We start from the raw sequence: 25317 nt of genomic DNA, 5'->3' as shown, positions 1-25317 counted from the left end.
GTCTCTCCGCACGATCTCGACCACGATTACGGAGTCCGCGTAGCCGTAACACAGTTTTCGGTGCTAGCGTAGCCGTTATGACCTCCAGCACCACACCCACGATTCCGAGCCACATGCGCTCGGCCCAGGCCCAGCGGTTCGGCGCAGCCAAGGACGTCTTCCAAGTGGTAGACGACGCGCCGACCCCCACGCCGGGCGTGGACGAAGTCCTCGTACGGCAGCGGGCCACCTCGGTCAATCCGATCGACTGCCGCAGACGGGGCGGGTACGGCCAGAAGCTGATGAAGCTGCGTGGGATGACCGGCTTTCCGCTCGTCCTGGGGAACGACGTCTCCGGGGACGTCGTGGCGGTCGGCTCCGACGTCACCGGGCTGAAGACCGGAGACGCCGTTTTCGGTGCCATGCGGCCTGCGCCGCAGGGGACGTACTCCGAATACGTCGTCGTCAAGGCCGACGATGTCGTGGCCAAGCCCGAGGGGCTGTCCTACCGCGATGCCGCCGCGCTGCCCTACGCCTTTCTGTCCGCGTGGGCCGCGCTGAAGGACGCCGGTTTCCGGCCGGAGAACGCCGCAGGCAAGCGGGTGTTCCTGCAGGGCGGATCGGGTGGCACGGGTGTGGTCACCCTGCAGATCTGCAAGGCGCTGGGCGCCCATGTGGCCACCACGGCCGGGCCCGCGGGCGTCGAACTGTGCGAGAGCCTCGGCGCGGACCAGGTGATCAACTATCGGACCCAGGACTTCGCGGAGCAACTGCGCGACTTCGACTTCGCCATCTGCCTGGCCGACGACGCCGAGGAGCGGAAGATGCTCGGCATCCTGCGCCGCGGCCCCGGCGCCGGTTACGGCACACTCGTGCATCCCCTGATGCGCTTCGTCGACGAGAAGGGCCTGTTCATCGGTGGCCTTCAGGCCGTCGGGACCCTCGTGGGCCGGCGCCTGCGTGAGGCTCTGAAGCGCCGGAACTATGGCTGGAGTCTGTTCGGTCCCGACCGCGCCGCACTGGAGCTGCTGGCCCGCCTTGCCGCCGAGGGCAAGGTGCGCGCCGTCATCGACCAGACGTACCCGCTGACCGAGATCGCAGCGGCTCAGGAGTACGTCGAGCGCGGACGTTCTAAGGGGAAAGTCGTTGTCGACATCTCATGATCACGTACTGATCGCCGGAGGGGGCGTCGGTGGCCTGACCACCGCTGTCGCCCTCCAGCGGCGCGGCATCCCCTGGACGCTCATCGAGGCGGCGCCCCGGCCCACGGCGATCAACACGAGCATCCTGCTGCAGCCCAACACCGTGCAGGTGCTCACCGAGCTGAACCTCGGCCGCCAGGTGGCCGAGAAGGGGCGGAGGGTCGCCCACACCTCCATCATGTCGGTCGCCGGCAAGGTCCTCACCGAGGTGCGGGCCGAGGACGTGGAGGGGACCGTCGGCTCCCCCGCCCTCGGCATCCACCGGGCCGATCTCCATGAGGTGCTCCTCTCCGAGCTCGACGACGGCAACCTCCTCACCGGCGACCCCGTGATCGGATTCGAGACGGATGCCGACGGAGTGACGGTGCACCTGCGCTCCGGCGAGCGTGTGCGGGGGCGCGGGCTGGTGGGCGCGGACGGCATCGACTCGCTGATCCGGGCGCGGCTGCACGGCGACCCGCCGGCCGTGGGCTCGGGGACGAGCTGCCTGCGCGGGGTCACCGAGGTGTCGGCGGACCGGCCCGACGAGGTTCTCGAATGGTGGGGCTACCGCCTGCAGTTCGGGATCATTCCGCTGCGTGACGGACGCAGCTCCTGGTTCGCGCTGATCCCGACGCCGACTCGCCCTGTGCGGGATGCGGTGGACCGCCTCAGGTTCTATCAACTGCTCTACCGCGAATTCCCCTCTCAGGCACGGGCCTTGCTGGAAGCCACCGAGCCGAAGGACACCATCGAGGTCGAGCTGCGGCAGCGACAGTGGCGCGGCGGGTCCGGCATCGTGACCCTGCTGGGCGATGCCTCGCATCCGATGCTGCCCAACCTCGGGCAGGGAGCCGGTCAGGCCATCGAGGACGCCGCGGTGGTGGCACGCCGGCTGGCCGGGACCGCTTCGGTGGCCGATGCCTTCCGGGCCTTCGAAGGGGAACGCCGTGCGCGGGTCCAGTGGATCCAGCGCCAGGCGGTTCGCATGAATCAGCTCGCTTCCGTGCCTTCAGGGCCGCTCAGCACCGCACGGGACGCCGTGCTGCGTGGCCTCCCTTCCCGCATTGAGCACACCTCGGTGATGCGCATGTTCGACGGAGCCCACACATGACAGCTTCCGAGACCCACCGCGAGCCCTATGTCGACGAGGAATCCCGTTTCACCTGGGTCGACGGAGTGCGGGTGCACTTCAAACGAGAGGGCAGCGGTTTTCCGCTTCTCCTGCTGCACGGCAGCGGTTCCTCGCTTCAGGCCTTCGACGCCATCGTCGCCGACCTCAAAGATTCCTGTGAGGTCATCAGGCTCGACCTGCCGGCCTTCGGCCTCACCGGCCCCCGCCCCGACCGCGACTACCGCATCGAGGCCTACGTTTCCTTCGTCGCGGAGTTCCTCTCGGGCCTTGGCCTCGACAAGGTGAACGTGGCCGGCAATTCGCTGGGCGGGAACATCGCCTGGAACCTGGCGGTCGAGCACCCGGAGCGGGTGCAGCGGCTGATCCTGATGAACGCCACGGGATACCCCGAGAAGTCCCTGCCGACGGCACTGAAGATGGCCCGTAACCCCGTGCTGCGGCCGCTGCTTCGCCGGTGGGCGCCGAGCGGGGCGGCCGAGCAGAACCTGCGCTCCTCCGTCGGCCCGCGCATGGTCGTGGACCAGGCCCTGGTCGAACGGGTCACCGCGATGATGAACCGGCCGGGCAACCGGTCCGCCTTCATCGATTTCGCCAACACCGACCAGGCGGACCGCTCCGGTCACATCAAGGAGATCGCCGCCCCGACGCTGGTCCTGCGCGGTGACCTGATCGACGGCCAGCACTTCCAGCGGGACATCCCCGGCAGCCACGACGTGGTCCTCGCCGATGTCGGGCACCTCATGCCCGAAGAAGCCCCCGCGGAAGTCAGCGAAGCCATCCGCTCGCATCTGGGACTTTCCTCCTCCATCACCCAGGAATGAGTCCCGCACCCGTTCAGGAATGAGTCCCCCTCCCAGGAATTGAGTTCCGCCATGCCCAAGTTCTACCGAGCCAGGGGCGAGAACCTCCCCCTGAACCCGGACACCCGCAGCCGTCTGCGGGGAAGCTTCATCGAGCTGTCCGACGGCATCACGCACTACGAACTCACCGGACCCGACGACGGTGAACTGGTCTTCCTCCTCGGAGGTCTCACCGTCCCGCTGTTCTACTGGGACGGCGTCGTCCAGCATCTGCACCGCCGCGGGCTGCGCACCCTGACCTACAGTGCCTACGGCCGCGGCTACTCGGACCGCGTCGCTGGGCCCTACGACCGTGAACTGTTCGTGCGGCAGGCACACGACCTGGTCAGGGCCCTCGACATACCGGACTCCTGGCACACCGTCGGCTCCTCCATGGGCGCGCTCACCGCCCTCGGCCTGCTGCAGCGCACCCACGAACAGACGACATCGCTGACTCTGCTGGGCCCGGCGGGATTCACCGAGGGCGACGCCCCGCCCGTACGGCTGGCCACCAACGCGACCGTCGGCCCGTTCCTCGGCAAGAACCTGGGCCAACTCCTGCTGCGCGCGCACCTGTCGCACAACGTCCGCACCCCCGCGCAGGTGCGGGCCCTCACCGACATGGTGTGCGACACCTACCGCTGCGAGGGCTCGATGTACGCCCTCCTCTCCACTCTGCGCGACTACGACTTCCACCGCCAGCAGGACCTCTACCGACAGGCGGGGCGTCTCGGCACGCCCACCCTGCTCCTGTGGGGCGAGGAGGACAAGGTCACCCCGGTCAGCAAACTGCCCGAGGTCAAAGCCCTGTTGAACCCACAGCTCAGTCACGTCATCCCGGGGTGCGGCCACATGGTGCCCTTCGAGTACCCGGAGAAGACCGCAGTCGAAATGGCCGACTTCTTCGCAGGGATCCAGCGCCCGCTCACCCCATGACAGAACGAGGAACAGCATGGAGAACACAACGATGTGCGCTCTGATGCAGCAGACCATCTCCGATCACGGGGACTCGGTGGCGCTGCGGGACGCCGGCAACAAGTCGGTACTGACCTGGCGTGAATACGGGAAACGCGTCGAGGCAGTGGCTCGCGGGCTGGCCGCCCAGGGGGTCGGGCGGGGCGACACCGTGGCACTGATGCTCACCAACCGGCCCGAGTTCCACATAGTCGACGCGGCCGTCATGCACCTGGGCGCCATCCCCTACTCGGTCTACAACACCAGCAGCACTGAGCAGATCGCCTATCTGTTCGCCAATGCGGGCAACAGGCTCGTGGTGTGCGAGGAGCAGTTTCTGAGCACCGTCCGGACGGCCGCCGAGGGCTCCTCCGTCGAGACGTTCGTGTGCGTCGACATCGACGCGGCGGGCCCGGACGTCGGCCCGGTCCTGTCGCTGGCCGATCTCGAGACGTCGGGCTCCGAGGACTTCGACTTCCGTGGCGCCTGGTCCAGCGTGTCCCCACAGGACGTGCTCACCCTGATCTACACATCGGGAACCACGGGGCCGCCCAAGGGAGTCGAGCTCACCCACGCCAACCTCATCTATGTGCTGACGCAGCTTCCCGAGGTGCTGGCCGAGTCCACCGGCGGCCGTGTCATCTCGTATCTGCCGGACGCACATATCGTCAACCGGTTCAGTGCCCACTACGCACCCATGATGTTCCACACCACGACGGTCACCCTCAACGAACCCAAGCGGCTGCTGGAGGTTCTGCAACAGGTGCGGCCGACCGAGTTCGTCGGCGTACCGATGCTGTGGTACCGCTTCATCGGGTCGATCCAGGCCGGCCTGGATCAGCAGTCGGGGCTCAAGGGCGCGCTCGCCCGCTGGGCCCTGCGTACCGGCACGGCCCGGGCGCGGGCCACCTCGCGGGGGCTCGGAACCCCGCTCCGGGCCCGGCTCCCCGAGCTGCTGGCGGACCGCCTGGTGCTCGCCAGGATCCGTGCGCAGATCGGGCTGGACCAGGCCGTCAGTGTCGTCACCGGTTCCGCCCCGCTGGACCAGGACGCGATGGTCTTCCTCTTCGCGCTGGGCCTGCCGATCAGCGAGGCCTGGGGCATGTCCGAGACCACCGGTGTCACGACCCTCAACACCGCGTCGAGGCCGCGCCTCGGCACCGTCGGAACTCCCTTGCCGGGAACCGAGATCCGGGTCGCCGAAGACGGCGAGATCCTGGTCCGCACCCCCGCACTCATGAAGGGGTACCGCGGTGACCCCGCCAGGACGTCGGAGACCATCGACTCCGACGGCTGGATCCACACCGGGGACGTCGGCAGCATGGACGCGGACGGCTACGTGACCATCGTCGACCGCAAAAAAGAGCTGATCATCAACGCCTCGGGCAAGAACATGTCGCCGGCCAATATCGAGAACGTTCTGCAGACCGCCTGCCCGCTCGTGGCAACCGTCGTCGCGATAGGCGACCGCCGTCCCCATGTCAGCGCCCTGTTGGTCCTCGACCCGGAAGCCGCCAAGGCCTTCGCGGATCAGCGGGGCCTGGCCGATACGTCAGTTGCCGCCTTGGCAGCGTCCCCGGAGGTAAGGGCCGCCGTACAGCAGGGTGTTGATGCCGCCAACGCTCGTCTCTCCCGTGTCGAGCACGTCCGCTCGTGGACCATCCTGCCCAACGTCTGGGAACCGGGGGGCGATGAGCTGACGCCCACTCTGAAGCTCAAGCGCCGCTCCGTCACCGCCAAGTACGCCGCCGAGATCGAGGGGCTCTACAAGGCTGGTGCCTAGCCAGGGGTGGCGCCAACACGTCCGGACCGGGAGAGCGGTGTCACGCTCTCCCGGTCCGGACGTGTTTCGGTCAGAGGTGGGGGAAGATCTCGGTGTACCCGACGCCGGTCACCGGCGAGCCGCCGATGTCGCCACTCACGGATACGGAGCCTTCCCAGTAGGCGAGGCCCTGGGTGGACAGGAGGTCGACCTCCTGATTGACCAGGTTCGGTGTGATGGTCAAGCTCCCGCCGGGCACGGTGACCTTCCATCCGGAGCTGTACGTGATGCCTGACGTGGGACTGGTCCATGAGCCCAGGGCCGTGTCAGTGACCTTGGCCGGGTCCAGGTTCGTGGTCCGGCCGAAGGAGTCGACCAGGGTGCCGATGGTCTCGACGATCGCCCCGTCCCGGTCGCGGACGAAGTACAGCATGTACTGCTTCCCGTTGGTCAGCTGGACGCTGAACCAGTCCCAGCCGGCGCCGGTCTCGAAGTCGAACGCGCCCCACTGGTGGTCCGACCAGGACAGCCCGGTGACCTTCACCGGAACGCCGTGGTCGACGATCGTCCCGCTGGCCATCAGGGACGTCCACGAGTAGTACTTCGACGTGCCCAGCGGCCCGTAGGGGATGTTGCCGCGGTCGCCGTGCAACGCGGCCGGTTTCGTGGTCTGGAGCTGGAGATCCAGCGCGTAGTCGGGCAGGGCGGCGTGCAGCTTGCTCTTGCCGGATCCTCCGCTCATCGTCCATTCGCCGGTGTGCAGCGAGAAGCTGCCGGGGGTACTGGGGACGGGATAGGAGTCCTGCCTGCCGTCGTACTGGAACGTGCCCCTGGTGAGATCGGTGATGGCGAAGTGCCCGAAGTACACTGGCTCCGGCGCCAGTTCGAGGAACTGGAAGACCACCTGCTCGAATCCGTAGCAGTGCACGCGTCCGGCCGCGTCCACGCCCGAGAGGTGCCCGACGTAGTACCACCATTCGTCCGGATCCTGGTGGGGAGCCTCGTCCTTGGGGATCTGGACGCTGCTCACTCGGTCCCGAGTGGCGGTGGACGATGCGGACGCCGCCTGTCCCGTCGCGGTCGAGCCCGTGCAGGTGCTCGCGATTCCAGTGCTGTCGGTCGCGGCCTGCACCGGACCGGTCGCGGTGACCTGCAGGGCCAGAGCGACCACCGCACAGACCGCGAGCCAGGGTGTTGCAAGACGAGCACGTACTCCCATTGGTTGCCACCGTCCCGTAATCGGCTACAGTGAACCCGGAGCGGGAACACTGTTGCCATGGACATTAAGAGTGGCCCAAGACACGGTCAACCCCTCGCGTTCAACCAACTGTGAAGTGAAAAATCCCCCAACTGACAAGCGGTCAGAGAGGTTTGCGCGCGACCGCGTCGACCCCGAGTGCAATGGACAAGGGCAGACACATGTCCCGCCATGGGTACATTGTTCCTGTGACAGGAACACAAGCGCATGAGACGGGCGATGGCTGGCAGGACCTGAGGGCGCCGGGCTCGCCGGCCTGGTGGGCGGCCCGCCAGGGCAGGGAGGAGCCGTCCCGACGTCCTCCCATCACGCTGGACCGCATCGTCGCCGGTGCCCTCGAGTTCATCGACCGCGAGGGACTGGCGGCCCTGAGCATGCGGAACCTGGCCGCCGAGCTGCAGACGGGCACGACGACCCTCTACCGGTATGTCGCCGGCAAGGACGAGGTGCTCGTGCTGGTCGCCGACGCGGTGCTGGGCGAGGCACGGCTCCTGCGCCCCGTGGACGGGCTCGGGTGGCGCGGGGTCCTCGAGGAACTGGCCCGCTCCATGCGGAGGGTGCTGAGCGCCCACCCGAGCGTCGCCACCCTGCTCGCCACCGCGATCCCGGTCGGCCCCAATTCGCTGCGCGCCAGGGAGCTGGCCCTCGGCGTGCTGCGCGAGCGCGGCTTCGACCGGGCGCTGGCGGCCGACGTCTACACCGCGCTGGCCCATCAGGTGTTCGCCTCGGTCCTGCAGGAATCGACCGACGACTTCCGCACCGGCGGCCTGGGGGCTTCGAAGAGCCTGACGTTGCGCGACTTCTACCGCTCGTTGCCCGCCGAGCAGTACCCGCAACTGGTGGAACTCGCCGACGCGCTGACATCACGTACCAGCACGGAGGAGTTCGAATTCGGACTGCAGTGCTTCCTGGACGGCGTCGAACTGCGGCTGCGACGAACCGCCGAACCGGAGAACTGACCGACACCGCGGAACGGTTCATCGCTCGCCCTTGTCCGAGGTGTCAGGACGCGCCGAGATCGTCAGGACGCGCCGAGATAGAGACGTCCGATCTCGGGGCTGTCGAGGAGTTGACCGGCGGGAGCGGCCAGACGGATGACACCCGCCTCCAGGACGGCGCCGTCCTGCGCGACGGCCAGCCCGGAACGCGCGTTCTGTTCGACAAGCAGGATGGTCCGCCCGTCGCGGCGGAGCTCGTCGAGGATTTCGAAGATCATCCTGCGCGCCCGCGGTTCCAGACCGATCGACGGCTCGTCGAAACAGAGAACGGGAGGGTCGAGCATCATGCTCCGGGCGATCTCCACGGTCTTCTGCTCGCCACCGGACAGGGAGCCCGCCAGGTCGTGACGGCGTCGGGCGACGATCGGGAAACGCTGGGCGATCTCGGCGGCCCGCCGCGCGACGGCGTCGCGGTCGTTGTTGACGTACGCGCCCATGAGGACGTTGTCCCAGACCGACATGGCCGGAAAGAGGCTGCGTTCCTGGGGCACGTGCGCGACACCATGACCGAGCATGGCCGAGGGCGAGCAGCCGGTGACCTTCCGCCCGGCGAGCAGGACGTGACCGGCTCGGGGGGCGAGCAGGCCGCTGATGACCCGCAGGACCGTCGACTTGCCTGAGCCGTTCGGGCCGATGAGGCAGGTGATCCGGCCGGCGGGCACGTCGAGGTCGAGACCGCGCAGGATGTCACCCTGGCCATAGCCGGCGACGATGCCCTGCAGCTCCAGCCCTGCGGCCATAGTCAGTCTCCCAGGTAGGCGTCGAGGACACGGGGGTCGTTCTGAACCTTCTCCGGGGCGGCACAGGCGATGGGGCGGCCACGGTCCAGCACGATGACGGGATCGCACAGCCGCATCACGAACCGCATCTCGTGCTCCACGATCAGGAAGGTGACGCCCTGCGCGTGCCGTCGCCGAATGTGCCGCTCCATCGCCTCGACCATCACCGGGTTGACCCCGGCGGTGGGTTCGTCGAGCAGGACGAGCAGTGGCTCGGCCATGAGCACGCCTGCGAACTCGAGCAGTTTGCGTTGTCCGTACGACAACTGCGCGGCGGGCCGGTCGGCATGGGCCGCCAGCCCGAACTCGTCGAGGAGCTCCTCGGCGCGCAGCCGGTCCGGGCCGGGCACCCGACGTCGGAGCAGGGCGTGCCAGGGTTGGCTGCGGCTGAGCACGATGTTCTCCAGCACCGACAGTCCGGGAAAGACACGCGCCTGCTGAAAGGTGCGGGCGAGGCCGAGCCGCTGCAGACGGCACGGGTCGGGGCGGCGAATCGCGTGCCCGCGAAAGGTCAGTCGGCCCGACTCGGCACGCTGGTAGCCGGTGATCACGTTGAACGCCGTTGTCTTTCCTGAGCCGTTGGGTCCGATGAGGGCGCTCACCGACCCTTCGGCGATCTCGAAGCCGCACTCGTCGAGGGCCCGGATCCCTCCGAACGACTTGGTCAGCCCCTCCGCCTTGAGCAGCGCGCTCATCCTTGTCCTCCTCGGGTCGAGACGGGGCCCACCGCCGCCCGGTCACGCCGTGCGTGAGCGCGGTGAGCGGATCGAAGCCGCCGCAGGTGGCGGGCCGCCGACGGGATGATCCCGTCCGGGAGGAGGTAGATCACCAGGAGGAACAGGGCGGCGTACGCGATGAGATAGAGCTGACTCGCCCCGTAGCGGTAGGCGAAGTACTGCTGGGCGGGGACGATCAGGGCCGCGCCGACCACCGGGCCCCACAAGGTGCGCCGCCCACCGAGGAACGCCATGAGGACGGCGCCGAGCGAGAGCAGCGCATCGAAGGCGAAGGGCGGATACACGTAGGTGATGTAGTACGCCCACACCGCCCCGAAGCCCGCGGTGAGACCGGCGCTCAGCGCGAAGGCGACCATCTTGACCAGCTCGGTCTGCACACCGAGCCCCCGGGCGCGGTCCTCGTCGTCGCGTACGGCATTCAGCGCCAGCCCGAGCTTGCTGGTCCGCACCACCCAGCTCACCGCGACGGTCAGCACGAGCAGCACGGCCATCGCGTAGTAGAAGGGGCGCTCGAAGGTGTCCACGGCGAACGGCGCGACCGGCACGGGCAGGCCCTCGGAACCCTTCGTCAGACCGCGAAGATTGTAGACCAGCGTCGCGACCATGAACATCACCGTGATGCTCAGCACCGCGAAGGCGGCGGCCCGCGTCCGCAGGAGCAGCCGTGCGACGGGCAGTACCGCCAGCGCGGTGCCCGCGACGATCGGGAGGACGAGGAGAAAGGGGCGGTAGCCATTGCCGACGCCGAGGTGAGGGGCGGTGATGGCCATCGCGTAGGCCCCGATGCCGAAGAAGGCACCGTGGCCGAGCGCGGGGTAGCCGGCGTAGCCGCCCAGCAGGTTCCAGGCGCACGCGAGACCCGCGTACATCACCGTGAACAGGAGCAGGCTGACCTGCCAGTGGCCGGCGAAGACCAGCGGGAGGACGGCCAGGAACACGACGAACGCGGTGGCGCGTACGGCGCTCGCCGGTGGGATCCGAGGTTCCGTGCTGCGCCGAACCATCAGGCCGCCCCTCGTAGTCGCTGCCCGAACAGGCCCTGCGGTCGGAAGGTGAGGACGGCGAAGAGGACGACGAGGAAGGAGAAGGAGGACCAGTCGGGTGAGATGTTGACGGCCACGACGGATTCGATGACGCCGAGGATGACGGCGGCCACGACGGTTCCCGGGAAGCTCGCCATTCCGCCGAGCACGCCGATGGCCAGGAGCTTGTTCAGCAGGTCGAGTTGGCTGTTGCCGCTGAACGGAATGACCATGCCGAACACCGCTCCGGCGGCCCCTGCCGCGGCCACTCCCAGCCCCATCGCGATGGCCGAGACCCGTTCCACGTCCACGCCCAGCAATCTGGCGGCAACCGGATTCTGGGTGGTGGCCCGCAGGGCCCGGCCGAACTTGGTGTACTGGCGGATCAGGTGCAGCGCTCCCAGGACCGCCACCGCGAGGAGGAAGGCGAAGAACCGCACCGCCGGAACCTGGTAGCCGAGGACGGTCCATGAGTCGTTCGCGTACGAGGTGGCGATCACCCGGGTGTCGGTCTTGTAGAAGAAGTCCAGCACCCCCTGTATCCCGATGCCCAAGGCGAACAGGACGAGCAGGGAGAGTTCGGCGCCGGACCTGCTGAGCCGGCGCAGCAGGACGATGTGGATGGCGCTGCCGAAGACGAACATGGCCGGCACGAGCACCAGGACCGAAAGGAAGGGGTCGAGCCCGAAGTCCTGGAAGAGCGTGTAGCTGAGGTAGGAGCACATGATCGCGAAGATCGCCTGGGCGAAGTTCACGGTGCGGGTGACCCCGAAGATCATCGCCTGACCGCCGGCGAGCAGAGCGTAGACGCCGCCGATCAGGACTCCCACGATGACGGCCTGCACGAACAGATGCACGGCTCACCCGCCCCAGGAGGGCTTGGCGATCGGGTCGGCGAGGGCTTCGTCCTTCGGGTACACCGGCGTGAGTCGGCCGTCGATCCACTGCACGACGATGTTCCGTCCCTGGGGAGCGCCGTACGCGTCCCAGCGGAGGTCGCCCACCAGCGTGGGCCAGGTGCCCTCGTGGAGGGCCGCGATGATGGTGTTGTTGTCGACCTTGTTCTCTCGCTCCGCCACCAGTTCGAGGAGCTGGCCGCACGCGAACGCCTCGGCCGCGGCGGAGTCGATGTCCTCCGCCTTGCCTCCGTGCTTCTCCGTGTAGGCCTTGATGAAGTCGGGGGTGCCGGCCGTCTTGGCGGTCGGGAACCAGTCGCCCGTGCTGAAGATCCCCTCCGCGTTGGCCGCTTCCACCTTCGAGGGGAAGGACGGGGAGTTCGGGCCGCCGGTGAAGAACAGGAATTTCGGCGTCCAGCCGGACTGGACCATGCCCTTGACTTCGGCGACCGCGTCGGGGCCACCGGTCCCCGAGACAATGAGGTCGGGCTTCTCCTCCACGAGCCTGGTCACGACGGGGCTCAGGTCGACGGTCTCTGCGGAATAGGTCTTCGAGTACACCGTCTTGACGCCGGCGCGCTCCAGTCGTTCACGAATACGCGCGACGATCGGCGAGGTGAACGGGTTGTCGGCCGTCGGGTAGGCACCTGTCTTCGGCCGTTGGTCCGCGGGCAGCGAGAGAATGTACTCGGCGAAAGCGTCACCGGAGTTCACGATCGGCGCGGGCTGGACGAAGAACAAGTTGCGCATTTTCAGGTCGAATACCTGAGGGGCCCCACCCGAGGGTTCGATGAACGCGTAGTTGAAACGCTTCGCGACTCCCGCCGCCGGGATGGTGAGCAAGCTGGAGAAGGGGCCGAACACCAAATCGACGCGATCACGGGTGATCAGGTTCTGGTAGTTGGTGACCGCCTGGGTCGGGTTCGACGCGTCATCGACGATCTTCAGGCTGACCTTCCGTCCGAGCAGACCGCCCTTCTCGTTGACCGTGTCGGCCCACAGCTCGTAGCCCTTCTTCGCTGGTTCGGCCAGTTCGGCGAAGTCACCCGACAGCGACAGCGATGCCCCGATGACCAAGGGCGAGGAGTTGTCCGAACCCTCCCCCTCCGGGGTGGAGTTCGAGCACGCACACAACATCAACAGCGCCGCCGTCAAGCACGCCGACAGGGCGCGACGAGGCCTTTTCGCATTTCTCACCATGCTCTGCCCGCCATCTTCCAGGTACATCGCTCCCTGTGCGGGAACAGTGTTGCCGTGAAGTTACTGCTGTACCCAAACTCGGTCAAGCTTCCCAACAGCCCTTGACAGGAGGGGTGGTCGGCGGGCCCTGACGCCGACCGGCCACGAGTGGGTGACACCCGGCGCGCGGTCGTCGCCCTTCTTCGCACGGGCCGGCGCGCGCGGTCGTCGCCCGTCTTCGCAGCGGGAGGTCAGCAGCCGGAAAGCCCCGGGGCGCGGGAATCGCCGGCCCGCCTTCGACGGTGAATTCCCCTTGCGTTCCTGGGAGTTTCCTTTGAGTTTGCTGAGAATCCCGCACCGTCTCTTGATGTGCCGGAGCTCCCTAGTAGGTTTCTGTGGTGCCTACATCTGGCCAGATCGACTCGCCCGACGAAGGAATATGGCCATGACCGCGATTAATCCTTGGCAGTGACCAACCCCGACGTCGTTATCGGCGGTCGCCAGGGCCGTTTCCCGGCGAGTGATCGCGCAACATCGCCCGGTTCGGCCTCGCCTCGTCGCCCGGGACCCCTGCTGCCACTCCCAGGATCTTCACCATGCACACGCCCGGTCACAACAATTCGCCTACGCTGTAGGGATGTTCGGTGGTCGACGAAGGTACGGGGCGTGGCGAAGCCGTTCTTGCGGACGGCGTGGACGACACCGCGTCGTCCAGCCCGGTGCCGACGGTCAGGCGCCCCCTCCGACTTCCGGCAATTCACCTCCGGCCAGGGATGTCTGTTGAATTCCACCTGGCAGGTCGTGGTCGGCGGGAATACCAACTCCCCTGGGGAGATGCCGACCGCGACCGACGGCTCCGAGTCACTCGATCACCAGTCCCGAAAGCATGCCTACTTTTCCGCGTCGTCCGGACGATGTGAGTTCCGGCAAAACAAAGGGAGACTGCCGCTCAATACCGTCAAGAGCCGAATGCCACTGTTTCCCAGTCAGTCCATTCCGAAAAAGGAGCACGATGTCCTCCCGCCACCCCAACCGACCTGACGACGCCGCGTCCCAGGACCCCAAGCCTGCCCGTGCATGGACGCGCCGGACCCTGTTCCGGGGCACCACCGCGGCCGCCGGGCTGGCCACTGTCGGAGGCGCGCCCGCCTACGCGGCGTCGACGGGCACGCAGGTCTCCGATGCCGAGGCGGCTCCGGCAGGCGTCACACTCAAGGTGCTGGTCAACACGCCGCATCTCGCCACGTACAACAATGTTCTGGCCCCGCGTTGGGAGCAGCAGACCGGTGGCAAGCTGGTGGCGACAGCGGTCCCGTACGACCAGTTGATCGCCACGCAGATAGCGGACGCGCAGAGCGGGACCGGCGAGTACGACATCTTCGACTACTTCTACTACGGGCTGGGTTCGCTGGTGGAGGCCGATGCTCTGGTGGACATCACCAGCTGGATCGCCCAGCACAAGGAACTCAATACGCGCGACTACCTGCCGTCCGTCTACGACGCGTACACCCTCTTCCAGGGCCGGCGTTACGGCCTGCCGTTCGACGGCTGCCAGCACCTCGTCTACTACAACACCGAGCTCCTCGACCGGTACGGCCTCCAGCCGCCGACGACCTGGGACGAGTACGACGCCGCGGCCAAGAAGATCACCCAGGGCGGCGGTGGCGAGTACTACGGGGCCGCCGTGCAGGGCCAGCCGGCCGCACTGCTCCTGGGCTGCGCCTTCATCAACCGGCTCGTCGGGTACGGAGGCAGCCTCGTCAGCAGTTCCGGCAAGCCGACCCTCACCAGCGACGCCGCGCTGGCCGCCGCCGAGCACCTGATCGACATCAATCAGTACGCGCTGCCCACACCGCTCACCACCGGCTTCTCCACCGCGAACAACGCCTATCTCAACGGCCAGGTCGCGATGATCGAAACCTGGACCGGTATGGCCCAGCGGGCCGCCGACCCCGCCCTGTCGAAGATCGCCGGCAAGTGGGGCGCGGTCGCCATCCCGTTGGGCGGGAACAACACGACGCACCGTACGCCGCTCAACAACGGCTACGGCCTCGGGGTATCGACCGCTTCCCAGCACCAGGCCGAGGCCTTGGCGTTCGCGGCGTGGGCGACGAGCAGCGAAGAGGTGCTCGTGCAGGCGACCGCACCGAACAGTGCCATCGACCCCAACCGCACGAGCGTCCTGTACGCCCCCTCCTACGCGGCGGCCACTCCGACCGCCTTCGACCTCATCCGGGCCGGACTGGACGCCGACCCGGCCGTGGCCTGGCCCAAGGACGCCGCCGGTCCGCAGAACCTGCAGCAACTGTGCGACCAGCTCGCCCTGGCCATCGCGGGCGAGCAGACCGCCAGGACGGCGCTGCGCAACGCGCAGGCCGCCTGGGAATGGTGACGTGAGCGTCGGCCGTCCGACGTCAGAGGGGTCTTGACGGGCGTCAGCCGGTGGACCTGTCCGACGTGAGAAGGGTCTTCACGAGCGTCGGCCCGCGGAACTGCCCAACGTGAGAGGGGTCTTCACGAGCTGACGCCCGTGAAGACCCCTCAGTCGTGTGCCGGTTCGGTCAGCCGACGCCGATGCCGAACAGGTGCGTGTTCACGCTCTTCGGCAGCGTGACCGACGCGATCCGCTTGCCCTCGGGCGCCTCGAAGGGCTTGGTGGCGAAGACGTACGCGGGGCCGCCATGGCCCGGATTGCGGTATTCCGTCTTGGCCACCACGGTGTTGTCGAAGACGGGTTCGGAGCCGCCGCCCGGGTACACCCAGTCGCCGAAGGACAGGTCGGTCTGCTCCGTACTGCCGTCGGTGAAGGTGACCGTGGCCGTCGTCCGCACGTCCCCGTAGATCGCCGCGCCCACGAACACCAGCCGTTGTGGGTCCGCGAGGTCGATGGTCTGACCGTCCGCGTAGAGGTGGTCGGGGCGGCCGGGCGGGGAGTCCGGCCAGGTGAACGTGGTGCCCGAAACCTCCACCTCGGCGCCGGGGTTCAGGCCGGCGGCGGCCAGCGCCTGGCGGGAGTAACTGCCGCCGGAGCGGTCGAAGTCACCCTGCGAGGTGTCGGTGTCGCTGGAGACGGCGGTGGCGTTGTAGGCGGCCGCGAAGCTCCCCTCGGCGGCGACCTGGACGTAGACGGTCTGCTCGACCACCGGGCCGGTGGCGCCGCGCACGGTCACCGGGATCTCGTAGAACCCGTTGGGCGTGTCCGGCCCTGCGGTGGCGGTGAATTCGACGCTGCCGGAACCGCTGCTCCTGTCCAGCGTCAGCGTATTCTTCGCCGCGCTCAGGCTCACGCCTTCCGGTGCCTCGGCGGTCACGGTGAGCTTGCGGTCCTGCCCGCTCAGCCGCTGCCCGTCCACGGTGAACGTCCCGGACTCACCGGGTGCGACGGTGACCTGGTTGGGCGAGGCGCTCGCGAGGAAGCCTTCCTCGCCCTCCCGGTACGACGGCGGCGCGGCCTTCGCGGAAGTCGCCCAGGTGGTGTCCGGAGTGTCGCTCAGCTCGAAGTCCAGCCTGGCGCCCTTGCGTACCACGTTCTGCGGCAGGTAAGTGCGTTCCCAGTCGGAGCCGTTGAGGTTGAGGTCATGGACGTACTGGGTGTCCACGGACGCCCCCGGCGCGCGGAGGTCGATCGTGTTCTTGCCGGGCAGATCGAGCACCGCGCGCTCGAACAGCGGGCTGTGCACGGTGAGATCGGAGGTGCCGGGCGTCGCGGGGTACAGGCCGAGGGCGGCCCACACGTACCAGGCGGACTGTGCGCCCAGGTCGTCGTTCCCAGGCTCGCCGTCCGGCGTGGGTCCGAAGAGCGTGGTGGCGACCCTGCGGACCGTCTCCTGCGTCTTCCACGGCTGGCCGAGGTAGTTGTAGGCCCACGGCACGGCGAAGTTGGGCTCGTTGCCGGCCCACATGTAGGGCTCATTGGGACCGACGTTGAGCTTGGTCAGGAAGGTGTCGAGCCGATCGGCCGCCACGTCGGCGCCGCCCATGGCAGTGGTGAGACCGGCCATGTTCTGGGGCACGAGCCAGTTGTACTGGGCGGCGTTCCCCTCGTCGAAGCCGCTCTGTCCGATCCCGGAGGTCGGGGCCTGGAAGGCGGGGCCGTCGGGGAAGAGCCCCTCCTCGGTGCGCGGCTGGAGGTAGCCGGTCGACGCGTTGAAGATGTTCTGCCAGTTCTGGCCCCGCTGGGTGAACTCGGCGGCGATGTCGTCCTCGCCCACTGCCTCGGCGAGCTGTGCGATGGCGAAGTCGTCGATCGACCATTCCAGGGTGATGGAGGCACCGACGCGCTGGTGGTCGCCGCGCGCGGAGTCGTTGTTGGGCAGGTAGCCGAGTTCGACGTAACTCTCGATGCCGGGGCGCTCCTTGTACGCACCGGGCGTCTCGTCCACTGTCGTCGCACCCTTGACGAGGTACTTCAACGCCGTTTCCACGTCGAAGTCGCGTGCTCCGTACGCGTACAACGCGGCCACCAGCGGCACGGAGTTGTCGCCGGTCATCTGGCTGGTCGACTGGTTGGCCATCGGCCAGCGGGGCCACCAGCCGCTCTGTTCGGCGTCGTTGACGAGCGACTGCGCCATGTCGCTCGCTTCCTCGGGAAAGAGCATGGCCTGAAGCGGGGCCAGTGACCGGTAGGTGTCCCAGTCGGAGAAGTTCGCGTACTGCGTACGGCCCTTGGGCAGCGTGCGGATCTTGTCGTCGAAGCCGATGTAGCGGCCGTCGACGTCGTTGAAGGTGTTCGGGTGCATCAACGAGTGGTAGAGCGAGGTGTAGAAGGTCTTCAGCTCACCCTCGTCCCGGCCTGCCACCCGCACCTTGCGCAGCGTGTCGGTCCACTGGTCTCGGGTCTGCTGCGCGATCGCGTCGAGGTCCCAACCGGGTATCTCCGCCGCCATGTTGGCCTGCGCCCCGGCCACGCTCACGTAGCTCATCGCCACCTTCGCCTGTACGGTGCGGTCCTCGCCGGCCGCCGTGTCGAAGGTCAGATAGGCGCCTGCCCGCTTGGCGTCCACCGTGTCGCTGCCCGGCTGGACCGTGGAGCCGTCCCAGGTGCCGTGCGCGGTGAACGGCTGGTCGAAGGTGATCGAGTAGTACAGCGTGTACGTGTTGGACTTGCCGCAGAAGTGCCCTGTCGTGGCGGAGCCGGTGACCTGGTTGTCGCCGACGATCCTCATGTCGGCCGCGTCGTTCCCACCCAGGCTCGCGCCGCCCTTGACCAGCACCTGGGCAGCGTCCGTGGCCGGGAAGGTGAAGGAGGCGAGCCCGGTCCGGGTCGTCGCCGCCAACTCGGCATGTACGTCGGAGTCCTGCAGCGTCACCGCGTAGTAGCCGGGCTCCGCCTCCTCGGCGTCGTGCGAGTACTTCTCGGTGCGGTCCCAGGGCGCGGAGCCGACGTCGCCCACCACGGGCAGAATCGGCACGTCGCCGAAGGCGCTGCATCCGACGGAGGCGTGATCGAGGCTGAAGCCGCGGATCCGGTCGTTGTGGTACTGGTACCCGGCGTAGCTGTTCTGGGTGTCGGGCGAGAACTGCATCATCCCGAACGGCGCTGCGGGGCCGGGGAAGTTGTTGATCTCGCCGAACGAACTGCCGCTCAGGCCGGTGCCGATGAACGGATCGACGTAGTCGGCGGGGTCGTCGACGAGAGCGGCTGCCCCGACGGCTTCCGACAACGTTGTCGGGGTGGCCTCGGCCGTAGTGGCGAGGCTCACAAAGAGTGCCGTGGCGGCGGCAACGGCACTCAGGGGGTGGCGGATTCTTCGACGTTTCACGGGGAGGTCTCCGGTGGGGTGGGAGGCTGCGCGGGAACAGCGCCACTGTCCCGGCGTGATCGTTCCTGAGTCAACCCCTTGGACAGGCGGGACAGCCGGGGAGCTCGCACGCATGCCCTGGGCGCACCCGAAGGCCTTGGCTGGAACAGAGGCCAGGCGCCGCTTCCCGTTTCCGATCATCGGCGTCCCGGGGTGCCGTGCGCCGACGTTCCAGGGAAGCCGTGCGCCGGCGCCAGGAAGCCGTGCGCCGCGTCGGCACGTCGACCGAACGTGGCCCGGATTTGAATCGACAAATAGACAGCCTCGCCAGGCGCCACCACCCCCTTGCGGGCGGGAGTTGATAAGGCATCAACGTCCTCCGCAATTCGACCTATTGACGGTCAGTCAAGTGTTCGTACGGTGATACGATCTCCGCACTTGCGGAGTGGGCAGATGGGTGCAAAACGACATCTCCGACTACGGGGACAGTCCGGGCGGGAACTCCGCCGCCGGCAGCCCACCGGTCCACCGCATTGACGGAAATTCAGCAGCTGGCCGTCAGTCGCCTGAAGAGAGTCTTATGACGCATTACATACAGAACCCGATATTCTGGGCTCTCCTTCTCGTCATCCTTGCCGCAGTCGCCGTCATCGTTGCCCAACGCAGGGCGGCACGGCATTCGCGGCGGGAGATCGCAGAGCTGAGAGCTCGCCACTCCGAGCGAGAGAAAGACTACTCGCAATCCATTCTGCATTCCCAGGAGCAAGCCCAGGAGCAAGCCCAGGAAGAAATCAGAACAGTCCTCAAGTCCGCCATGCGGACACTCCAGGTAACCGCAGCTGAGCAGCAGAAGATCATCTCTCAGCTGCAGGAGAAATACGGAGATTCCGTTATTCTCCAGGACCTCCTGGAGATCGACCACACGAACTCACAGTTCGGTCGGCGCGCTCAGTCCATTGCCGTTCTGTGCGGCGGCTGGCTGGGGAACCGGCGTGAGGTCGCCTCGGTCTACGACGTGGTCCGCAGTGCGCAGGGAAGAATTCGCCACTTCCGGCGGGTGGACATTCTCTCGCAGGTCGACTTCGGCGTCACCAGCCGAGCCGTCGAACCCGTGGCACTGGCTCTCGCGGAACTCCTCGACAATGCCACGAGCTACTCCAGCCCGGACACCGTTGTCGAGATCAATATTCGTACCGTGCCCAAGGGGATCTGCATCGTCGTCGATGACGCCGGTGTCGGTATGAACGACGAGGAGAGGGCCAGAGCAGCGAAACTCCTGTCGAGCGAGCGGGTTTCAGGCGTTTCGGGACTCGGTAATCCTCCGCAGTTCGGTTTCGCCGTGATCGGCGTGCTCTGCGAGCGCTTCGGCTTCGAGGTTTCCGTGGATTCCTCGTCCCCCTACGGTGGCGTGCGGTCGATTCTCCTGCTGCCGCACGAACTGCTCGCCGGCATGCCGGAGCCGAAGGCTCAGCCGCCCGCCGTCCCCGTTGCCACGGTGTCGGGTCCGCTCGGCAACGAACCCACCCTGTCCGTGTCCTCGACCGCCGACGGTCTGCCGAGGCGACGCCGCAAGCGGCCGATGGCCGTCGTGCCGGGCACCGCAGCGGCGTCCGGCACCTCGACCCGCTCCGGCGCGGAGCGGGCAGCGATCTTCGGGGCCTTCCAACGGGGCACGACGTCCGGTCGAGACGCCGATCCGGACACGACGGATCAGACGAGCGGCACACGTGGTGCAAGCAGCGAAGGACATGAGGTCTCGTGAACGACGATTCTGACCTGGCATGGATGCTCGACAGCGCCCTGGAGATTCCCGGGGCCGTGCATGCGGTGCTGATTTCCGCCGATGGTCTGTTGATGACCCGAACAAAGGATCTCGACAGGGACGACGCGGACAGAGTTGCCGCCGCGATGAGCAGTATGCAGTCGTTGAGCCGTGCGCTCGCGTTCTTCTGCGCCGACCCGAAGCAGCAGTGGCGGCAGACGCTGGTCGAGTTCGACGGCGGCTGGGTCTTCCTGATTTCCGCCGGACCGGGCGCCTATCTCGCGGTCTCGGCCTCCCCCGACGTCGACATGGCTGACATCACCTTCCGGATGCAGCAACTCGTCAGCCAGCTGGGCAAGGCGCTGACGACGCCGCCCCGCGCGGACCTCGGCGCCCCGTCATGAGGCGGCACGACGAAGGGGAGTTCGAGGCAGGGGAGTTGGTACGGCCCTACGTCGTCACCAAGGGCCGCGGCCTCCCCGACGAGGCGAAGCTCTCGCTGATCACCCTGGTCACGGCGGTGGAGGACCACCACCAGCGGCCGACCCGGCTCTCTCCCGAGGAGCAGCGGCTGCTGGACATCGCCGCCGTCGGCTATCTGTCGGTCGCCGAGGTGGCGGGGCACACGCAGTTACCCCTGGGAGTGGTGCGGATCGTTCTCTCCTCTCTCATCGAGGGCGGCTATCTCATCGCCCGGCCGCCCGTGGAACGTGCTGCCCTGGCTGACCAACAGATCCTTCAGGAGGTGCTGAATGGTCTCCGTTCAAGGTTTGGATGAAGAGGCCTACGTCCGAGACGGGGCGACACAGACCGCGGTGAAAATCCTGGTCGTCGGGCATTTCGCGGTGGGCAAGACCACCTTCATCGGATCGATATCGGAGATCGTTCCGCTGTCCACCGAGGAAACGATGACGCGGGCAGCGGAAACGGTCGACGACCTCAAGGGCGTCCAGGGCAAGACCACCACGACGGTCGCCATGGACTTCGGCCGCCTGACCATCAGCGATCGCGTCGTCCTCTATCTCTTCGGAACGCCCGGCCAGCAGCGTTTCGTTCAGATGTGGGAGGACATGGCCCGGGGTGCCCTGGGAGCGCTGGTGCTGGTCGACCCCGAACGGCTCGCGGATTCCTTCCCCGTGATCGACCTCATCGAGCAGTACGGACTCGACTACGCCATCGCCGTGAACCAGTTCACCGGCGTACCGATCCGTGACGAACACGCGCTGCGCGAGGCACTGGACCTTCTCGATGACACCCCGGTCGTCTCCTGCGACGCGCGGGACGAGAAATCGTCGGCCGAAGCACTGATCACACTCGTCCGCCACTTGCAGGACCGTGCCCTCTAGGAGCAGAGATGGACGCTCAATCCGCCGCACCCGTGCCCCCGCCCGGATGCCCGGCCCACAACTCCGGCGGCCGTGTGCCGCTGTACGGGCCGGAGTTCGCGGCAGATCCGCAGGCGTACTACGAGTTCATGCGCCACTACGGACCGACCGCACCCGTGGAACTCGCTCCGGGCGTGGAGGCGACTCTCGTCACCGACTACGCGTCAGCACTGCAACTACTGCAGGACTCAGGCTCGTTCCGTAAGGACGCTCGCCGGTGGCGGGACTTCAACGAGGGCAAGATCGGCTCGGACAGCCCGGTCCTGCCGCTGTTGGCGTACCGGCCCAACTGCATGTTCAGTGACGGCGCCGAGCATCTGCGGCTGCGCCAGGCGATCACAGACAGCATGGCGCGGGTGGACTCCCGACGGCTGACCCGGAGCACCGGGCAGGTGTCGGACTACCTCATCTCCCAGTTCAGCACCCGTGGTTCGGCCGACCTGGTCAGCGACTACGCCAAGCAGCTGCCGCTGTTCGTGTTCAACGAGCTCTTCGGCTGCCCCGCGGAGATCGGCGACCGGGTTCTTTTCGGCATCTCCGGCATGTTCGACGGCGTCAACGCCGAGAAGGCGGCCGAGGTGTTCTTCCAGGCCGTGGGCGAACTGGTGGCGCTCAAGCGGGCCAAGCCCGGTGACGACGTCACGTCGTGGCTGATGCAGCACGAGGCGCGGCTGACCGACGAGGAGATGGTCTATCAGCTGGCCCTGCTCCTGGGAGCGGGAGCCGAACCGCTGCGGAACCTCATCGGCAACACCCTGCACCGGCTCCTCACCCACGACAAGTACGCGCACGACGGCGGGCTGATCGGGGAAGCCCTCGAGGACACGCTGTGGGAGAACCCGCCCATGTCGAACTACGCGCCGCACTACCCGGCGTACGACGTGGAGTTCGGCGGAGGGAAGCTGGCGGCAGGGGACCTGGTCCTGGTGAGTTACGCGGCCGCCAACACCGGTCCGGCGCTCTCGGCCGCGCGTCAGGCCGGCAGCAGCCGGGCCCACTTGGCGTGGAGCGCGGGCCCGCACGCGTGCCCGTCCAAGGACCCCGCCATGCACATCACGGTCACCGCCATCGAGAACCTGCTCAACCGGCTGCCCGACACCCAGCTCACCGTGCCGGAGGACAGCCTGACCTGGCGTCCCGGCCCCTTCAACCGGGCGCTGGCCACACTGCCCACCCGTTTCACCCCGGTTCAGCCCGTGCGGCAGGCGACCGCACCGTCCCGAACGGAGGCGCCGGCGCGCGACAATGACGCCGCCGCTGCCCGCAAGCCGGAACGCTCAGGGTGGAGCGGGTTCCTGTCCTGGCTGCGGGGGTGACGCACCCGGCTCCCGTCAACTCCCATGACCGCATGAAGCATCAGCCGCGGGGGTAGTGAGCACGCGGTGTCGGTGCCGGTGATGAAGCAAGGGGTGCGCGCGGTGTCTCACATACCTGCCGGCACCGCTCTGATCCAGCACCCCACCGCGCTGCTCCGCCCCCGGTCACACCTGGCCAGGGAGCGTGCGGACAGACCGGTCCCGGGAGCCCCACCGCACAAGCAGGCAGTCAAGGTACCCGCCCGAGCAGGCGGGTACCTTCTTGCGTTCCCCTCCCGGTGCCGCGGTGGCTGCCGCCACAGCCCGGGGGGCCCGAGCCGGACCGGTCGGCGACGACCGGCGAAGGCACCGCGCGCAAGCGCAGGAGATCAGCCCGACCGCAACCACTGCTGACGCAGGTCGAGATGCTGTCCCACCACGGCGAAGTCGAGGGGCGCGGCCTCTCGTTCCGCGCATTTCTTTCGGAGGTACGACGTGATTCGCACAGAAGCAGCCTGGGTGCTGTTCTTCGCCGGGCTCATCTTTGTGTGGGCCTTGGTTCTCGGGGTCTGGAAATGGCAGCAGATGACCACCTCGGCGAACGGCGCGGCGCACCCGTACGTCGACATCGCCCACAGATCCGCACTGCTGTACTCGTTCGCGACGGGGCTCATCTCTGCGTTCGTCCAGCTGTCGGGCTGGCCGTCCGCGGTGAACGGCAGCGCAGCCGCGGCGATAATCCTGCTGTTCATCGTGACGATCACGAACTATGTCCGGCTCGGATGGCAGGGCGAGACCGACAACCAGATGCGCAACGCACCGCACAGCATGCGTTTCATGCTGGCCGCGCTGATCGTCGGTGAGATCGGCGGCTTCATCGTCCTCCTGGCCGGCTTCGCCGAGGCCCAGCTGTAGTCCTCGACGGGCGGGGCGGAACCGAAGACGACACGCGAACGCGAGTGGAAGCAGTTCCTGCCCCGGATGACAAGGTGATGTACACGACAACCGTCAAATCCCCATGACTGCATGACAGTTCAACCTCACGGGTAGTGACCAACGCGGCAGTTGAGTTGCTACGAGACATAGGTGGTGTCGTGTACCACATACGTACCAGTGCCGCGATCACGGCCCAACGTCATGGACAGCAAGGCAAGATACCCGCCCCCGCAGGCGGGTATTTTCCTGTGCGCCGCGGTGTACAGCGAGACGAACAGTGACCGCCGCCCGGCCCGGCCACCGGAGCGATTCGAGCGCACCGGCGCTCGGCGGATTCACGGCGGGGCAGTTGGTGCAGCTCTGCGACGTCGCGGGCCTGGAGGCGCCCGACGCCGAGATCTACGCGCATGTACTCATCGATACGCTGGGTCCCCTGGCCGAGCGCCCACTTGACCGGCCGCCGCCCTTCGACAGCTTTCTCTCCGACGACCACACGCCGGTGGAGTTCTCGCTGTCCTTCCTGCCGGGAAAGGCCCCGTCACTGCGCCTGTTACTGGAACCGGGATGCGGTGCAGGCGGTCTGCGGCAGACCGGGCGCACGGGACTGGACGTCATCCGCGAGATGGCGCAGCGCTGGGACTTCTCAACCGGCCAACTCGACAAGTTGGAAGACCTGTTCTTCCCCTCCTCCCCCGAGGGCCCCTTCGCGCTGTGGTGCGCGCTGGAGCTGCGCCCCGGCGGTGTGCCCAAGGTGAAGGTGTACCTGAACCCCGCGGCGTCCGGACAGGAACGCTCCGCCGGGACAGTCCGGGAGGCGCTGCGCCGACTCGGCCACAAGCAGGCGTTCGCGAACCTGCCGCAGGCGGACGGCTACCCGTTCCTCGCCCTGGACCTGGGCGACTGGGACACACCCCGGGTGAAGGTCTACCTCCGGCACGACGACCTGTCGGAAGAGGAGGCCGGCCGCCTGCCCCGGACGAGCCCGGGCCCCGGATCCGCGGAGGTCCAGGGCTTCTTCCGCACCGCAGCCGGGCTCAAACCCGGTGACGGGCCGGACGTGCGCCTCCGTGGCCGGCCTGTCCTGTCCTGTCACGCGTTCACCGAGGCGACGACCGGCCTGCCGAGCGGCTTCACCCTGCACGTCCCGATCCGGGACTACGTCCGGCACGACGGGGAGGCTCTCGCCCGGGCGGTGACGGTGCTGCGCCGCCACGGCATGGATCCCTCGCCGCTCCTCGGGTCACTGGCCGCCGTCACCACACGCCGGCCACGGGACGGTGTGGGGCTCATCGCCTATCTCGCGCTCACCCACCAGCACGGTCGGCCACCACGGGTGACCACGTACATCTCCTCGGAGGCCTACGCGGTCCGGCCGCCCGTCGCCGTGCCGGCCCATCAGGGCGAAACGGTGCACTGACGTACTCCGCAGCCCGCGAAGCTCCTGCCGGACGGCTCACCTCCCAGAGCAAGCCGTCCGGC

General features: G+C 67.7%; 21 protein-coding genes. 14 read left to right on the top strand and 7 right to left on the bottom strand.

Features of this window, described 5'->3' with window-relative positions; genetic code table 11:
• Positions 1–77: 77 nt before the first annotated feature.
• Genes ACFYPC_RS05345 through ACFYPC_RS05325 form a run of 5 tightly spaced genes read left to right on the top strand, consistent with a single transcriptional unit; the run spans position 78 to position 5871 of the window.
• Complete coding sequence (locus ACFYPC_RS05345) at positions 78–1142, top strand: zinc-binding dehydrogenase (RefSeq protein ID WP_388671061.1); 1065 nt, start codon at positions 78–80, stop codon at positions 1140–1142.
• On the top strand, positions 1126–2274 hold the full coding sequence (locus ACFYPC_RS05340) for an FAD-dependent monooxygenase (protein ID WP_388671058.1): 1149 nt from the start codon (positions 1126–1128) through the stop codon (positions 2272–2274). Before ACFYPC_RS05345 ends, ACFYPC_RS05340 begins: the two co-directional genes overlap by 17 nt.
• Positions 2271–3116: an alpha/beta fold hydrolase gene (locus ACFYPC_RS05335; RefSeq protein WP_388671055.1), complete on the top strand. Its 846-nt coding sequence runs from the start codon at positions 2271–2273 to the stop codon at positions 3114–3116. Before ACFYPC_RS05340 ends, ACFYPC_RS05335 begins: the two co-directional genes overlap by 4 nt.
• Positions 3117–3167: 51 nt before the next feature.
• A complete protein-coding gene (locus tag ACFYPC_RS05330) occupies positions 3168–4070 on the top strand; it encodes an alpha/beta fold hydrolase (RefSeq protein ID WP_388671052.1) in 903 nt (300 codons plus the stop codon).
• Positions 4071–4086: 16 nt separating this feature from the next.
• Entirely contained in the window at positions 4087–5871 is a 1785-nt protein-coding gene (locus ACFYPC_RS05325) for an AMP-dependent synthetase/ligase (protein ID WP_388671049.1), read from the top strand.
• Positions 5872–5941: 70 nt separating this feature from the next.
• Here ACFYPC_RS05325 and ACFYPC_RS05320 read toward each other — a convergent pair whose 3' ends face one another.
• The gene (locus ACFYPC_RS05320) at positions 5942–7069 is read right to left on the bottom strand and encodes a lipocalin family protein (RefSeq protein ID WP_388671046.1); all 1128 of its coding nucleotides are present in this window, start codon (positions 7067–7069) and stop codon (positions 5942–5944) included.
• Between the two features lie 227 nt (positions 7070–7296).
• On the opposite strand from ACFYPC_RS05320, the gene ACFYPC_RS05315 reads away from it, so the two are divergent.
• Entirely contained in the window at positions 7297–8067 is a 771-nt protein-coding gene (locus tag ACFYPC_RS05315; protein WP_388671043.1) for a TetR/AcrR family transcriptional regulator, read from the top strand.
• Positions 8068–8129: 62 nt separating this feature from the next.
• Here ACFYPC_RS05315 and ACFYPC_RS05310 read toward each other — a convergent pair whose 3' ends face one another.
• The 5 genes from ACFYPC_RS05310 to ACFYPC_RS05290 are packed head-to-tail and all read right to left on the bottom strand — an operon-like array spanning position 8130 to position 12767.
• On the bottom strand, positions 8130–8846 hold the full coding sequence (locus tag ACFYPC_RS05310; protein ID WP_388671040.1) for an ABC transporter ATP-binding protein: 717 nt from the start codon (positions 8844–8846) through the stop codon (positions 8130–8132).
• 2 nt (positions 8847–8848) lie between these two features.
• A complete protein-coding gene (locus ACFYPC_RS05305; protein ID WP_388671037.1) occupies positions 8849–9580 on the bottom strand; it encodes an ABC transporter ATP-binding protein in 732 nt (243 codons plus the stop codon).
• Positions 9577–10626: a branched-chain amino acid ABC transporter permease gene (locus ACFYPC_RS05300; protein WP_388671034.1), complete on the bottom strand. Its 1050-nt coding sequence runs from the start codon at positions 10624–10626 to the stop codon at positions 9577–9579. The genes ACFYPC_RS05305 and ACFYPC_RS05300 overlap by 4 nt, the downstream gene beginning before the upstream one ends.
• Complete coding sequence (locus ACFYPC_RS05295) at positions 10626–11501, bottom strand: branched-chain amino acid ABC transporter permease (protein ID WP_388671031.1); 876 nt, start codon at positions 11499–11501, stop codon at positions 10626–10628. The genes ACFYPC_RS05300 and ACFYPC_RS05295 overlap by 1 nt, the downstream gene beginning before the upstream one ends.
• A gap of 3 nt (positions 11502–11504) precedes the next feature.
• A complete protein-coding gene (locus ACFYPC_RS05290) occupies positions 11505–12767 on the bottom strand; it encodes an amino acid ABC transporter substrate-binding protein (RefSeq protein WP_388671028.1) in 1263 nt (420 codons plus the stop codon).
• Positions 12768–13731: 964 nt separating this feature from the next.
• Here ACFYPC_RS05290 and ACFYPC_RS05285 point away from each other — a divergent pair.
• Positions 13732–15111, top strand: coding sequence for an ABC transporter substrate-binding protein (locus tag ACFYPC_RS05285; RefSeq protein WP_388671025.1), 1380 nt, complete (start codon positions 13732–13734; stop codon positions 15109–15111).
• Positions 15112–15280: 169 nt separating this feature from the next.
• Here ACFYPC_RS05285 and ACFYPC_RS05280 read toward each other — a convergent pair whose 3' ends face one another.
• Positions 15281–18481 (bottom strand): GH92 family glycosyl hydrolase, encoded by a 3201-nt coding sequence (locus ACFYPC_RS05280; RefSeq protein WP_388671022.1) that lies wholly within the window; start codon positions 18479–18481, stop codon positions 15281–15283.
• Positions 18482–19040: 559 nt separating this feature from the next.
• On the opposite strand from ACFYPC_RS05280, the gene ACFYPC_RS05275 reads away from it, so the two are divergent.
• From ACFYPC_RS05275 to ACFYPC_RS05245, 7 genes are all read left to right on the top strand, one after another.
• A complete protein-coding gene (locus ACFYPC_RS05275; RefSeq protein ID WP_388671019.1) occupies positions 19041–20222 on the top strand; it encodes an ATP-binding protein in 1182 nt (393 codons plus the stop codon).
• A gap of 23 nt (positions 20223–20245) precedes the next feature.
• Entirely contained in the window at positions 20246–20626 is a 381-nt protein-coding gene (locus tag ACFYPC_RS05270; RefSeq protein ID WP_388671016.1) for a roadblock/LC7 domain-containing protein, read from the top strand.
• A complete protein-coding gene (locus ACFYPC_RS05265) occupies positions 20623–21000 on the top strand; it encodes a DUF742 domain-containing protein (RefSeq protein ID WP_388671013.1) in 378 nt (125 codons plus the stop codon). Before ACFYPC_RS05270 ends, ACFYPC_RS05265 begins: the two co-directional genes overlap by 4 nt.
• Positions 20975–21568: an ATP/GTP-binding protein gene (locus ACFYPC_RS05260; RefSeq protein ID WP_388671010.1), complete on the top strand. Its 594-nt coding sequence runs from the start codon at positions 20975–20977 to the stop codon at positions 21566–21568. Before ACFYPC_RS05265 ends, ACFYPC_RS05260 begins: the two co-directional genes overlap by 26 nt.
• An 8-nt stretch (positions 21569–21576) precedes the next feature.
• Positions 21577–22923, top strand: coding sequence for a cytochrome P450 (locus tag ACFYPC_RS05255; RefSeq protein WP_388671007.1), 1347 nt, complete (start codon positions 21577–21579; stop codon positions 22921–22923).
• A 474-nt stretch (positions 22924–23397) separates the two neighbouring features.
• Positions 23398–23817 carry a hypothetical protein gene (locus ACFYPC_RS05250; protein ID WP_388671004.1) on the top strand — a complete coding sequence of 140 codons (420 nt, stop codon included), beginning with the start codon at positions 23398–23400 and terminating at the stop codon, positions 23815–23817.
• Positions 23818–24115: 298 nt separating this feature from the next.
• Positions 24116–25255 carry a tryptophan dimethylallyltransferase family protein gene (locus ACFYPC_RS05245; RefSeq protein WP_388671001.1) on the top strand — a complete coding sequence of 380 codons (1140 nt, stop codon included), beginning with the start codon at positions 24116–24118 and terminating at the stop codon, positions 25253–25255.
• Positions 25256–25317: the final 62 nt, after the last annotated feature.

The organism is Streptomyces sp. NPDC005808 (genome assembly GCF_042871385.1).
Lineage (GTDB): Bacteria > Actinomycetota > Actinomycetes > Streptomycetales > Streptomycetaceae > Streptomyces.
This window is presented reverse-complemented; position numbering and strand designations above follow the sequence as displayed.